The organism is Microvirga ossetica (assembly GCF_002741015.1).
Lineage (GTDB): Bacteria > Pseudomonadota > Alphaproteobacteria > Rhizobiales > Beijerinckiaceae > Microvirga > Microvirga ossetica.
In genome coordinates this window covers 731,049-743,741 of sequence record NZ_CP016616.1, presented here as the reverse complement: position 1 = coordinate 743,741, position 12,693 = coordinate 731,049, and the positions used below count along the sequence as shown (strand labels likewise).

The 12,693-nt window shown below is 63.5% G+C and carries 17 protein-coding genes and 1 pseudogene; 7 read left to right on the top strand and 11 right to left on the bottom strand.

Translation table 11 applies throughout. The annotated features are described in order from the left end of the window. The first annotated feature begins 41 nt into the window (after window positions 1–41). The 6 genes and pseudogenes from BB934_RS03395 (at window position 42) to BB934_RS03370 (ending at window position 4,211) form a co-directional block, all read left to right on the top strand. Window positions 42–911, top strand: a complete 870-nt coding sequence (locus tag BB934_RS03395; RefSeq protein ID WP_237050166.1) for a YsnF/AvaK domain-containing protein — start codon at window positions 42–44, stop codon at window positions 909–911. 58 nt (window positions 912–969) lie between these two features. Then, window positions 970–1,374, top strand: a complete 405-nt coding sequence (locus tag BB934_RS03390) for a YidB family protein (protein ID WP_237050165.1) — start codon at window positions 970–972, stop codon at window positions 1,372–1,374. A gap of 7 nt (window positions 1,375–1,381) precedes the next feature. Continuing rightward, window positions 1,382–1,882: a YciE/YciF ferroxidase family protein gene (locus tag BB934_RS03385; protein WP_099508373.1), complete on the top strand. Its 501-nt coding sequence runs from the start codon at window positions 1,382–1,384 to the stop codon at window positions 1,880–1,882. Window positions 1,883–1,997: 115 nt separating this feature from the next. After that, window positions 1,998–2,402, top strand: a complete 405-nt coding sequence (locus BB934_RS03380; protein WP_237050164.1) for a YsnF/AvaK domain-containing protein — start codon at window positions 1,998–2,000, stop codon at window positions 2,400–2,402. A gap of 148 nt (window positions 2,403–2,550) precedes the next feature. Next, window positions 2,551–2,935: pseudogene (locus tag BB934_RS03375) on the top strand (glycogen debranching protein GlgX); the annotation flags it as partial. Between the two features lie 100 nt (window positions 2,936–3,035). Continuing rightward, complete coding sequence (locus BB934_RS03370) at window positions 3,036–4,211, top strand: acyl-CoA desaturase (protein WP_099508371.1); 1,176 nt, start codon at window positions 3,036–3,038, stop codon at window positions 4,209–4,211. 85 nt (window positions 4,212–4,296) lie between these two features. Here the strand turns inward: BB934_RS03370 and BB934_RS03365 are convergent, their stop codons facing one another. From BB934_RS03365 to BB934_RS50520, 9 genes are all read right to left on the bottom strand, one after another. Beyond that, on the bottom strand, window positions 4,297–4,755 hold the full coding sequence (locus BB934_RS03365; RefSeq protein WP_099508370.1) for a 4-aminobutyrate aminotransferase: 459 nt from the start codon (window positions 4,753–4,755) through the stop codon (window positions 4,297–4,299). 13 nt (window positions 4,756–4,768) lie between these two features. After that, entirely contained in the window at window positions 4,769–5,311 is a 543-nt protein-coding gene (locus tag BB934_RS03360) for a hypothetical protein (protein WP_099508369.1), read from the bottom strand. A 2-nt stretch (window positions 5,312–5,313) separates the two neighbouring features. Beyond that, window positions 5,314–6,606, bottom strand: coding sequence for a hemolysin family protein (locus BB934_RS03355; RefSeq protein WP_099508368.1), 1,293 nt, complete (start codon window positions 6,604–6,606; stop codon window positions 5,314–5,316). Between the two features lie 71 nt (window positions 6,607–6,677). Next, the gene (locus tag BB934_RS03350) at window positions 6,678–7,346 is read right to left on the bottom strand and encodes an exopolysaccharide biosynthesis protein (protein WP_099508367.1); all 669 of its coding nucleotides are present in this window, start codon (window positions 7,344–7,346) and stop codon (window positions 6,678–6,680) included. 208 nt (window positions 7,347–7,554) lie between these two features. Next, window positions 7,555–7,878, bottom strand: a complete 324-nt coding sequence (locus tag BB934_RS03345; RefSeq protein WP_099508366.1) for a DUF1476 domain-containing protein — start codon at window positions 7,876–7,878, stop codon at window positions 7,555–7,557. A 135-nt stretch (window positions 7,879–8,013) separates the two neighbouring features. Then, window positions 8,014–8,136 (bottom strand): hypothetical protein, encoded by a 123-nt coding sequence (locus BB934_RS50195; protein WP_257792368.1) that lies wholly within the window; start codon window positions 8,134–8,136, stop codon window positions 8,014–8,016. Between the two features lie 85 nt (window positions 8,137–8,221). Beyond that, entirely contained in the window at window positions 8,222–8,803 is a 582-nt protein-coding gene (locus tag BB934_RS03340; RefSeq protein ID WP_099512605.1) for a DUF2076 domain-containing protein, read from the bottom strand. Window positions 8,804–8,846: 43 nt separating this feature from the next. After that, entirely contained in the window at window positions 8,847–9,563 is a 717-nt protein-coding gene (locus BB934_RS03335; RefSeq protein WP_099508365.1) for a Bax inhibitor-1/YccA family protein, read from the bottom strand. After that, window positions 9,560–9,925: a sigma factor gene (locus BB934_RS50520; RefSeq protein WP_335645623.1), complete on the bottom strand. Its 366-nt coding sequence runs from the start codon at window positions 9,923–9,925 to the stop codon at window positions 9,560–9,562. Before BB934_RS50520 ends, BB934_RS03335 begins: the two co-directional genes overlap by 4 nt. Between BB934_RS50520 and BB934_RS50515 the strand changes: the two genes are divergently transcribed. Beyond that, window positions 9,806–10,078 (top strand): hypothetical protein, encoded by a 273-nt coding sequence (locus BB934_RS50515; protein ID WP_335645634.1) that lies wholly within the window; start codon window positions 9,806–9,808, stop codon window positions 10,076–10,078. The genes BB934_RS50520 and BB934_RS50515 overlap by 120 nt on opposite strands. A 78-nt stretch (window positions 10,079–10,156) precedes the next feature. Here the strand turns inward: BB934_RS50515 and ftsH are convergent, their stop codons facing one another. Next, on the bottom strand, window positions 10,157–12,082 hold the full coding sequence (ftsH, locus tag BB934_RS03325) for an ATP-dependent zinc metalloprotease FtsH (RefSeq protein ID WP_099508364.1): 1,926 nt from the start codon (window positions 12,080–12,082) through the stop codon (window positions 10,157–10,159). A gap of 69 nt (window positions 12,083–12,151) precedes the next feature. Next, on the bottom strand, window positions 12,152–12,496 hold the full coding sequence (locus tag BB934_RS03320) for a DUF4112 domain-containing protein (RefSeq protein ID WP_157934006.1): 345 nt from the start codon (window positions 12,494–12,496) through the stop codon (window positions 12,152–12,154). Window positions 12,497–12,693: the final 197 nt, after the last annotated feature.

The following is a 12,693-nucleotide window of genomic DNA, read 5'->3' as shown; positions in this document are numbered from 1 at the left end:
TGTCGACTGATCGGGTCCACACAGATCACGGAGATACCACGATGACCCAACAGACCATGACAGCCCGGCAGACGATGACGGCCCTCTTCGACAATCGCAGCGATGCCATGAGAGCCATCGACGAACTCGTCAGCGCCGGCATTTCGCGCACCAGCATCACGCTGATGCCGGAGGACGACAGCGCCTCATCTCCGGCGACGGGCTCATCCTACGACACCGACCGCGATGAGAAGGGCTTTCTTGCCTCCCTCGCTGACTTCTTCCTGCCCGACGAGGATCGCTCCACCTATGCCGAAGCCATGCACCGCGGCAGCTCCATGGTGACCGTCATGGTTGATCCGGCCCAGGCCGAGCGCGCCGAGGACATTCTCGAGGAATACGGCACCGTCGACCTGGAGGAGCGCGAGAGCGCATGGCGCGCCGAAGGCTGGCAGGGCTATACGCCAGGAACCACTGCCATGAATGTTGCGACAACCAGGGAGGCGAACGTACCCACCACAAGCCGCGCGGCGGATGCTGGCGAGGAGGTCATCCCGGTGGTCGAGGAGCAGCTCCGCGTCGGCAAGCGGGATGTCAGCCGGGGCCGTGTCAAGGTGCGCAGCTACGTGGTCGAGACACCGGTGAGCGAGCAGGTCAGCCTGCGCACCGAGAGCGTCCACGTCGAGCGTCGCCCTGTTGATCGCGCCACGGCGGTCGGGGACGATGCGTTCCGCGAGCGCACAATCGAAGCTCGAGCAACTTCGGAAGAGGCCGTGGTCTCGAAGGAAGCTCGCGTCACCGGCGAGGTGGTGGTCAAGAAGGGCGTCGAACAGCGCACCGAGACCGTGTCGGACAAGGTCCGCTCGACCAAGGTCGATGTCGAGGACGATCGGGTCGCGACGGACAAGGCCACGTTGAATCGCTCGGTCTGAGCCTTGCGGGGCGGCCCCGATCGGGTCCGCCCCCATTCACCCGATACGGAGAACAACGGTGCAGTTCCTCGATGAGGCCGCCCGCGGCATTTACGGACCATCGGCGAGCAGCATCGATCCCTCCTCGCCGATCGCGGTCGCTGTCAGTGCTCTCCTGACATCACGAGGCGGCAAGGAGCATGGCGAAGGACTCCGCCAGCTCCTCGATCGCTTTATCCACTGCGGCCACGGCGCGATCGCTCAATCCTGGGTCGGCCTGGGTGAAAACGAGCCGGTCACGCCGAACCATCTCGAGGAGGCCCTCGGTCCGGCAACGATCCATGCCCTTGCGCGCCAGTCCGGCCTTCCAAGCCAGGAACTGCTCACGGAACTCTCCCAGCACCTGCCCGGTATCGTCGATAAGCTGACGCCGTTGGGTCAGGTGCCGGACGCACACAAGACGCATCAACCACCAGAACCATGAGGACATCATGCAAACGATCAAGGACCTGCTCATCGAAGAGATGAGAGACACCTACAGCTCCGAGACCCAGATTCTGGAAGGTCTCGGCGCCATGGCCGATGCCGCCACGTCCCCGAACCTCAAGCAGGCGTTCCAAACCCATCGCCAGGAGACAGCGAATCAGGTCGAGCGCCTCAAGCAGGCTTTCGAGCACCTGGGAGCCGATCCCGATGGCAACACCTGCGAAGCCACGCAAGGCCTGATCGCAGAGGCGGAAGAGGTGATGGAGGAGGGGCTTCCGAGCGAGCTGCTCGACGTGGCGCTCGTCATGGCAGCGCAGAAGGTCGAGCATTACGAGATCGCCAGCTACGGCTCATTGAAGACCATCGCGCAGGATTGCGGAGAGAGCGAGGTGGCGGCGCTGCTTGGACAGACCCTGGAGGAGGAGAAGGCGGCCGACGAGAAGCTGACGCGGCTCGCGGAGACCGAGATCAACAAGACGGCAATCGCCGCCTCCCCATCCGCTTGATCCAACGTTATTGAAAGCAGGCGCTTCCTCGCTTCGCAGCGACGCAAGCGCCTGCTCTTCTTGAGCGAGTAAAAGGTATTAAACCATGCGCGAGCCCACCTCCGGGAGTATCGAGATGAGTGAGACCGACAAGTCCGACACGCTCGTGATCCCGATCGTCGAGGAGGAAGCCAGGATCGCCAAGCGGCAGGTGGCGAGCGGCAGGGTCATCGTGAAGACCACCGTCGACACCGAGGAGCGCATCCTCAAGGAGATGCTGTCGCTGGAAACGGTCGAGGTCGAACGCATTCCCGTCAACCGCGTCGTCGATACCATTCCGCAGATCCGCACGGACGGTGACGTCACGATCGTTCCCGTGTTCGAGGAGCGCCTCGTCGTCGAGAAGCAACTCGTGCTGGTGGAGGAGGTCCGAATCCGCCGCACCGCATCGGTCGAGAACGTCGAGGTGCCCATAACGCTGCGCAAGGAGCGCGCGGCCGTCGAGCGTCTCGATGGCTCAGGGGAACCGATCATCGAATGAATTGAGCTGGACCTACCGCTCCGAAGCGGCGCACCGCAAGAAGGATCTGCCGTCGTTCGGACCGACAACCGAACCTTGAGCGTTTCTCGCCCGTTGGCAACGACCAGAGAGCAAGCCTTGACGGCTCGCATTCGAAGCGGATTCCCACATGAATGTCTCCGAGCCCAAGGGGGCTCAGTCCGAGGCTGCCGCGCCCCGGGCCACCCGACGATCCGCCGTGCGAGAGGGTCGACCAAATCCCCTGGGCGCAACCTGGAACAGTCTCGGTGTCGACTTCGCCCTGTTCGCCACTCATGCCACCAAGGTTGAGCTCTACCTCTTCGACGACAAGGGACAGGTAGAGCTCGAGCAGATCGAGCTGCCCGAGTACACCAACGAAGTCTGGCACGGCTATTTGCCTGACGCCGGGCCCAACACCATCTATGGCTATCGTGCACAGCCGCTACGAACCAGCCCAAGGTTATCGGTTCAATCCGAACAAGCTGAGCTCTGCATTCGATCCGTACCCGCAGGGTCTGCTAAGCCGCACCAAGCTACGCTTTTGCCCCTGATTCGTTACAGCTAAACAATTCATCCGCGAGGTTTGGACCATTGGCCAAGCCCAACTTCCACCTATGCCAACACGAGTTTGGAATGAGTTCTGCAATCCCGCCCACGCATCTGCATGATGATCATCATGATCACGACGATATCGTCTATCCGCAGACGATATCCTTCATCTTGGTTCACCTGGCGTGTTTTGCGGCGATCTGGTCCGGCGTGACCGGGGAGGCAGTCGTGCTCGGCATCGTCCTGTACTGGCTACGGATGTTCGGGATCACGGCCGGCTACCATCGCTACTTTTCGCATCGCTCCTATGTCACGAGTCGCGTGTTCCAGTTCATTCTCGCCTGTTTGGCCCAGAGTTCCGCCCAAAAGAGCGTGCTGTGGTGGGCCGCCAAGCACCGGCACCACCACCTGTTCTCCGATACCGGGCATGACGTCCATTCACCCCGGCACACCGGCTTTATCTTTGCCCATGTAGGCTGGATCTTCGCCCGCAAGCACGACACGGTCGATCTCGTCAAGGTCGGCGACCTCACCAAGTATCCGGAGCTGATGTGGCTCCATAAGTACGAGCTGCTGCCTGCGGTCGTGCTGGCCGTGATCACGTTCCTGATTGTGGGCTGGTCGGGCCTCATCGTCGGCTTCTTCTGGAGCACGGTGGCGGTTTATCATGCCACCTTCTGCATCAACTCGCTCGCCCACGTGCACGGCTCGAAGCGATACGTGACGGGTGACGACTCCCGCAACAACTGGCTGCTCGCCTTCTTCACCATGGGCGAGGGTTGGCACAACAACCATCATGCCTATCAGGCGAGCGTGCGCCAGGGCTTCCGCTGGTGGGAGATCGATCCGACCTTCTACATCATCAAGGTGCTCTCCTGGCTCGGCGTGGTGTGGGACCTCAAGAGCCCGCCCGAGGCGGTGCTCAGGAACGAGCAGAAGCTCGGCTCGCGGGTGATCGACCGCGCTGCGAAGGATGTCGTCGCCACGTTCAACGTCGAGGCGATCTCTTCCCGGCTGAACCAGGCGCTGCAAACCACGCCGGGTCTTGCCGACCTTCGGGCAAGGATCGCGGCGGCGCAGCACAGGGCCCACGAGGTGCTGGCCCATGTACATCTGCCGCACCTTCCGACCCGGGAGGAGATCGGCGCGCGGGCCTCAGGCATGTTCGTCAAGACACGCTCCCTGGACGAGATCGTCGAGCGGGCCCACCGCATGATCCTGGAGGCCGTCGGCGCCCGCTTGGGTGCCATTGCCCCATAGGCATCACGAAGGACCGCGTGACGCAGTCCTTGCGGCAGGATGCTTCAGCGCGGAGGAGACGAGGGTCTGCACATCGGCTTCGTCCTCACAGGTCGGGATCGGTGTCCTGGGTCGGCTTGGCGTCTGCCGGCGATGCGTCCTTCACCGTGATCCTGACGGTATGGGCCTCCACCTTGCCGCTGGCCGACCTGACCTCGTAGCTGACCTCGTCAGGACCCTTGTAGCTGGAGTTGGCCTTGTAGAAGATCCCTTGTGCCTTCGGCGCCAGCTTGGGGCAGCGGGTGATCCGGCCCACCTTCAGGGTTCCGCTGCGCACGTTCAACTCGCCATGCTTCGGCGGGGTCACCACACGCACGGTCGGCAGGGGACCGGGCGTGCAATCCTTTTGCACGTTGCCGTACACCCCCAGACGCTCGGACTTGCCCGCGACCGCGTCCGCGCTGCGATAGACACTGTTGCTCTGGGCCAAGGCAACGCCCGCCGGGATCGCAAGCGAGCCGGCGAGGACGACTGCCAGTGCCGGGAGATGGTTCAAGCGGATCATTCAGGAATTCCTTTCAATGGGAAAACATCGAAGCCAGGGACGACTGCCGTGTTTTCGGTTTCCGGTCGTGCGGCACCTTGCAAGCCCGCAGCGGCTGGTCGGTCCGGCAGTCGCTGACGCGCCAGACGCCCGAGGGAGGGGAGGTGTAAGGTTCGGGATTGCGGCGCTCGCGTAGGCGAATGTCAACGAAGGCCCGACCGAGATGGTAGAAGGACACATGACTGATCTCCTGCGACGCGGAGGTATTCAGCCCCTTGAGGTCGTACAGCTTGAAGGTCGATCGGATCCCGGTGTTCTGCCCTTGACCGTCGGCGATGGCCTCAATCGCGCCTTCCCCGCTACGGCGGTCGACATTTACCCGATACGGAAAGGTCTCGCCGGTGCGGCGGACTTTGATCTCGAACCGGAGATGGTCACCGTCGCCTGCGCTTTGCAGGACGAAGTGCTCCGCAGGGAATCGGGGCCGGAAGATCGCCTGCTCCAGCTTGGAGGCCGCTGCCTGTGCGCCGAGCGGGTAAAGGATTATCCCAACAATCGGAACAACGCGCTTGTGCATGATCAGGCCGCTTCCTGGGTCTCGATCCGGGAGGCCAGCACCTTGTCGATGCGCCTGCCGTCGAGGTCGACAACCTCGAAACGCCAGCCCAGGGTCTCGACGGCTTCGCCGGTGCTGGGAAGGTGCTGGAGCTCGCCGATCACTAGGCCGGCGACGGTTTCGTAGTCACGCCGTTCGGGCAGGGCGATCCCAAGCTGATCGGCCATTTCGTCCGCCGGCATCCAGCCCGCGAGCAACCAGGAGCCGTCCTCGCGCTGCATGGCTTCCGGCTCGGCTGTTCCCTCATCCGAGCGGAATGCCCCCGCGATGGCATCGAGGATGTCGGCCGGGGTGACGATGCCGTCGAAGTGGCCGTACTCATCGTGCACGAGCGCCATCGGCACCTCGGCCCGCCGCAGCACCTCCAGGGCATCGAGCGCGTCGAGGGTGTCGGGGATGATCGGGGCCTTGCGGATATGGGCCCGAATGTCGAGGGGCTCGTCGCGCAGCGAGGCGGCCAGGAGTTCCCGCGCCTGCACGACGCCCAGCATATTATCGGGGTGCCCCTGGGCCACCGGAAGACGGGAATGGGCGGTGGTGATCAGAACCTCGCGGATCTCGGCTGCTGTGTCGTCGACATCGATCCAGTCGACATCGGTGCGCGGCGTCATCACGCCACGCACTGCCCGGTCGCCCAGGCGCATGACACCCGCGATCATCTTGCGCTCGTCCGTCTCGATCACACCGGCGGTCTCCGCCTCGGCCATGATGGTCTTGATCTCTTCCTCGGTCACCATGCTGTCGGATGCCGTGCTCTGGCCGAAGAGGCGGAAGATCAGCTTGGTCGAGGCATCGAGCAGCCAGACCACGGGAGCCCCGATCCGGGAGATCAGCGCCATGAGCGGTGCGACCGTACAGGCGATCCCCTCGGCGTTCTTCAACGCCAGATGCTTGGGCACGAGCTCGCCCACCACGACCGAGAGATAGGTGATGAAGCCGATCACGAGGCCGTAGCCGAGTGGCTCGGCGGCGCGCTCGGGCATGCCCTGATCGAGCAGGATCTGGGTGAGGCGATCGCCAAGCGCCGCGCCGGAGAACGCGCCTGCCAGGATGCCGACGAGAGTGATGCCGATCTGGACCGTCGACAGGAACCGTCCGGGGTCCTCCGCCAGCCTGAGGGCTGTGGCGGCGCCCGCGCGACCGCTGTCAGCCATGTTCTTCAGGCGGGCCTTGCGGGCCGAGACAATGGACAGTTCGGACAGTGCAAAAAGGCCGTTCAGGCCGATCAGCAGGATGGCTATGCCGAGTTCGAGCAAGGGTCTTCCGGCGCGCGTGGCGCCGCTCCAAAGTTGTCAACGTTGCCGCCGCAGGGGTCCGGCCGGGTTAATCATCCAATGAGAACCCACAACTGTTCGAGAAAGGCGCGGATCCCGGCAATGATTGCAGACGAAATCGCGGCCAGGATCAGGACGCTGCCGATCGTCGCGAGCCAACCGATGATCGTGGCGAAGCCATCCCGCTCCAGGATCCCGAGCGCAAAAGCCGCGATGGCAAAGGCAGGCGGAATGTTGCCGAACGGGATCGGCAGGAAAAGGATGATCGCAAGGAGCAGGCAGGCCGCGCCGACGATCCGCTCCGGGACCGGATGGAGCAGCATGCTGATCCGAGGCTGAAGGAAACGCTCCGCCCGGTGCAGGATGGGGCTGAGCTTCGCCGTCAGCAGGGCGAAGAAGTCCCGCGAGATCGACCGCTCGCGGATGACGCGCGGCATCCACAAGGTGGCGCGCCCGAGCATGAGCTGGGCGGTGATGAAGAGGAGCGGCGCTCCCAGAAGCGCCGACATACCCGGCGGGAGCGGCAGCATGTTGGGGGCGGCGAAGAGAAGCATCAGGGCACCAAAGGCCCGGTCGCCAAAGGCATTCAGCACGTCACCAATACTGATGACGGGGACCGGCCGAGCTGCGAGGCCTCTCAGGACCTCGGAAAATCGTTGTCGCGGTTCGGCGTCGCCGTCGGCTAACGCGACGGTCGCGAGACTACTCGAAGGGTCGGGCATGGTCCTGTCTATTGGGTCACATGAAGCAATGCGAGTGGGGGATGGTCAAGAGTTCGTCGGCAGCCCTGCCAGCGGCGACTGTGAGTTGACTTACTGGGAACCGGTTGGCCGATGATCGCCAGAAGCGATCATCGGTTCAACAGCCTAAAGCTCCTTCAGGAAGCTTTTGACGGTCTTGAAACGGCGAGACGGTCTCGGGCAAGGAGCCTTACGATCCTTCTTTGATCTGCTCGATGGCTTCATTCATCAGGCCGGACAGGACACTAGCCAGCTCAGCATCGTTGGCAGTCTTGCCGGCGGCCTCGAAATCCTGGCGCACCTTGCGGATGACGTCGGCATCGCCGGCTTCCTCGAAATCCGCCACGACAACAGCCTTCGCATAGGCCTCGGCATCCGTACCGGTCTTGCCGAGCTGCTGGGCGGCCCAAAGACCGAACAGCTTGTTGCGACGGGCAGTCGCCCTGAACAGCAGCTCCTCGTCGTGAGCAAATTTCCTTTCGAAGGTATCCCTGCGATCGTCGAAACTGGCCATATCCGTCGTACTCCTCAGGTTCGTGGCTTCCGCGATAAAGGCGCCTCGCGGCGACGCCAGGAGCCCACCAGGTTTGAAGCAGGCCCTAAACCGCCGCAGAAGCTTAGGGGATCACTGCTGCGTCAGGCTAAGCTGTTAGGTAGCGTCGAGCTTACGGAAGGCGTTGGTGTCGTTGGTGAACGCCGTCATCCCATCGAGCTGCGCCACGTCCATGTTGCGCAGCGTCACCTTCTCGCCCTGCACTGCGACGTTCTCCACCGGATCGCAGTCCTCACAGTGCTGCTATGCCATATGGGCGGCGGAACCCAGCCCTGAGCCCCGCCGCCTGATTTGCGATCAAGGCTTAGGCTTCATCGAAGCCGAAGTCTTCGCCGGTATCACCGCTGTCTTCGGCCGCGGCCTGCTGCGGCTCGGCCTGACCGGCATCTGCCGCTTTCGCCTCGTCCCCGCCTGAGAAGGCGCCGGCGATCATGTTGCCGATGAGCACGCCACCGGCGACGCCCATGGCCGTCTGGGCTGCACCAGCCAGGAAGCCGCCGCCACGAGCGGGAGCCATGCCTCCCATACCAGGAACCATGCCGGGCGCCATGTGCGGGGGCAGGCCCTGCATCGGCTGCGGCTGGTAAGGCTGATGCGGCTGGGGACGGGTCTGGCCCCCGCCGAAGAGACCGGAGAGGAAGCCGCCTCCACTGGCCGGACGGCTGGCGAGTTCCTGCTCGAGTTGCTGGATGCGGCCATGAGCAACACTCAGCGCCTGCTCCTGCACCACGATGGTCTGGGCCATGTAGTACGGCGCATTCGGCTGCTGGCCGATCCGTGAGCGGATGAATTCCGCCGCCTGTGCATCCGGGGCTGCAGACTGGCTCTCGACCTGGGCCAGCTTGCCGAAGAGCTGTTCAATGGCCTGACGATCCTGATGGTCCATGAAGGGCAATCCTTACTATCAAATGTAGCTGTGGGGCAGGGAGTTACTCTTGCCGCTGCCCGGTGAGGCTGAGGAGGAGCTGGAAGATGTTGATGAAGTTCAGGTAGAGGGAGAGCGCGCCGAACACGGCCATCTTGTTGTTGGCCTCATGCCCGAAGCCTTCCGCATACTGTTCCTTGATGTTCTGCGTGTCGTAGGCGGTGAGGCCCGTGAACACGAGCACGCCGATGATCGAAATCGCGAACTGCAGCAGGCTGGAGCCGACGAAGATGTTGACCAGCGATGCGATGATGATGCCGATCAGGCCCATGATCAGGAACGAGCCGAACTTCGAGAGATCCCGCTTGGTCGTGTAGCCGTAGAGACTGGTGGCACCGAACATGGTGGCAGTGATGAAGAAGGTGCGCGCAATGCTCGCCCCGGTGAACACCAGGAACACAGAGGCCAGCGACAGGCCCATCACGGCGCAGAAGGCCCAAAAGGCCATCTGGGCGCTGGCCGCCGACATGGCGTGCATGCGAAACGAGAAGAAGAAGATAAAGGCGAGCGGCGCCAGCATCACGACCCATTTCAACGGCGTCTGGAAGATCGGCACGTAGAGGGCCGGGGTCGAGGCGACAAAGAAGGCGACCAGTCCCGTGAGGACGAGCCCGATGCCCATGTAGTTGTAGACCCGCAGCATGTGCTGTCGCAGGCCTTCATCGAAGATGGCGCCGCTCGGGCGAGCTGTGGCGGTCTGCCAGGCATAGGGAGTGTTCATGGATGTTTTCTCCTGAGGTTTACGGAAGCTGGCGCGACAGCCGCAGGGCTGCCCGCTCCAGTACTTTGTCGCCGCCGGTCCCAGTCAGTGCGCAGGCGACAGGGCCGGTCTGCCAGTAGACCGCCTTGGCCTTGTCGAAGCGTACCAAGGTTGGGGCTGGAGCCGCACCCGGCTTTCCTGGTCGGTGGAGCCGCTGTCTCGGCACCAGCAGCAGCCTGCTCCAGGCGACGGAACTCCGCCACGTGACGCCGTCGGTGATCGATGAAGGTGTTGTGCAGGATCGAGAGCAGCCAACCACGCAGATTGCCACCCGGGCGGAACGAGCTTCGCCGCTCATAGGCTCGAACAAGGGTGTCCTGCACCAAGTTCCCGGCTTGGCTCTCATCCCGTGCCAGCGAGTGAGCAATGCGCCGCAAGGGCCCGAGCAGTCCAATGACATCCATGCGCTTGGCGTCGTTCATGACGTTCATGACCCGTATACGGAGCTGATCGCCGAAGTAATCCAGCACGGATAAAATTTTTACCCCCCACCAGACGAGGAACTGAAAAGAAAAGGCGAGTGCGGTCGAAGCCGTCGCGTTCTCACCTTTGGTTTAACTCTGTAGCTGAGGAACCAGTCCTCCGTCGCTCTCCCGCGGCCGGCCACGGCCGGCGGTGGGAACAGCGGAGCCGCGGCTCGGAGTCACCGTGTCGCCGGTATCGCGCACGGGGGGCTGGCCGTCGAGGAGGTTGCGGATCTCCTCGCCCGACAGGGTCTCGTATTCCAGGAGGCCGCGGGCCAGGGCCTCGAGCTCGTGCTGCTTCTCGGTCAGAATGCGGCGGGCATCGTTGAGCCCGTCCTCGACCAGGCGGCGGACTTCCGAGTCGATCTTCTGGGCCGTCGCCTCGGACACATTCTGCTGGCGCCCCATGGACATGCCGAGGAAGACCTCTTCCTGGTTCTCGCCATAGGCCACCGTGCCGAGTTCGGGCGAGAAGCCCCAGCGGGTCACCATCATGCGGGCAAGACGCGTCGCCTGCTCGATGTCCGACTGGGCGCCGGAGGTCACCTTGTCGTGGCCGAAGATCATTTCCTCGGCGATGCGGCCGCCCATCATGATGGCAAGCCGCGAGGTCATCTGCTCGTAGGACATGGACAGCTTGTCGCGCTCAGGGAGCTGCATGACCATGCCGAGCGCGCGGCCGCGCGGAATGATCGTCGCCTTGTGGACCGGATCGGTCGCCGGGACGTTCAGGGCCACGACCGCATGGCCGGCCTCGTGATAGGCGGTCAGGCGCTTCTCGTCGTCGGTCATGACGAGAGTGCGGCGCTCGGCGCCCATCATCACCTTGTCCTTGGCGTCCTCGAACTCCTTCATCGTGACGATGCGCTTGCCGCGCCGGGCGGCGAGCAAAGCCGCCTCGTTGACGAGGTTCATCAGGTCCGCGCCCGAGAAGCCGGGAGTGCCGCGAGCGATGATCTTCAGGTCCACGTCGGGAGCCAAGGGCACCTTGCGCACATGGACGCGCAGGATCTTCTCGCGGCCGACCACGTCCGGGTTGGGAACGACGATCTGGCGGTCGAAGCGGCCCGGGCGCAGCAGCGCCGGATCGAGCACGTCGGGACGGTTGGTGGCGGCAATGATGATCACGCCCTCGTTGGCCTCGAAGCCGTCCATCTCGACCAGCAGCTGGTTGAGGGTCTGCTCGCGCTCGTCGTTGCCGCCGCCGAGGCCGGCGCCGCGATGGCGGCCGACCGCGTCGATCTCGTCGATGAAGATGATGCAGGGGGCGTTCTTCTTCGCCTGCTCGAACATGTCGCGCACGCGGGAGGCGCCGACGCCGACGAACATCTCGACGAAGTCCGAGCCCGAGATGGTGAAGAAGGGCACGTTGGCCTCGCCTGCGACCGCACGCGCCGTCAGGGTCTTGCCGGTGCCGGGAGGGCCGACGAGCAGCACGCCGCGCGGAATGCGGCCGCCGAGGCGCTGGAATTTCTGCGGATCGCGCAGGAACTCCACGACCTCCTGCAGGTCCTCCTTGGCCTCGTCGATGCCGGCCACCTCATCAAACGTCACGCGGCCATGCGCTTCGGTGAGGAGCTTCGCCTTGGACTTGCCGATGGACATCAGGCCGCCACCCTGCTTGTTCATGGCGTTACGGGACAGCCAGACGACGATGCCGATCATCAAGGCAAACGGCAGCAGCGACAGCAGCAGGCTACCAAGCAGGCTCGGCTGCGGCGGCGGCTCTGCTTTGATCACGACACTCTTTTGCTGCAGTTGAGCGATGAGGCCAGCACCTTGTGGAACATAGGTGGTGACGGTGCCGCCCGCGAAGCGCTCGGCGATCACCTCCTGCCCCTGGATGGTGACGGAACGGATCTCGCCCTGGTCGACTGCCGTGATGAACGCCGAGTAAGGGAGCTGATCAGGTTGCGGTCGCGTCGTGTTTTGGAAGTAGAACAGCGACAGCAGGGACATGACTGCGGCCACAATCGCAAGATTGCGAAAGTTGGGTGCGGTGTTCGGGTTGTTCATCTTGTTACTTTCTGAACGACACTGAAGCAGGCTGACGAGCGCCTGATCCGGCGCTCATCGCGGATGCTGTCAGCGTTGGAAGCGGTTCGGCACCGGATGCGCCTTGTCCAAATGCCTGCGGAGCAGATCCATGTTGCGCAGGTTCGAGCGGTAGAACACGTCGCCGACCCAGCCCACGAGTGGAATGGCGCTGATCACGAAGTCAACGCCGACATTGCCCATCATGCGCAGGAGCGTCGACATGGGTACGCCCAGGCGGCGCGCCTCCCAGATCAGGTAGGCCGACATGCCCTTTGAGGTTAGCGTGCCGACACCCGGGATCAAATTCAGGAGCGCGTCCGCGCCGAAGCGAATGTTGGTTCCCGGAACGCGGACAGCGCCGTCGAGAAACCGCGCCAGGGTATCGAGACGCACACGTGTTTCGTTAGCGCGAGAAAAGGCCTCATGGTGGGGTGATACGTAGGAATAAGACGTCACAGTCATCTCCCAAATGCGGAGCAGTTCCACTGCTCCTCAGGTGAGAGAGTCCGACATCGCAGTCTGGAGAAGACTGCCAGAGGGGCCCGGACCCCGGTAAGCGAATGTGGGGGTGGGAAGACCGGGTTCAAGGC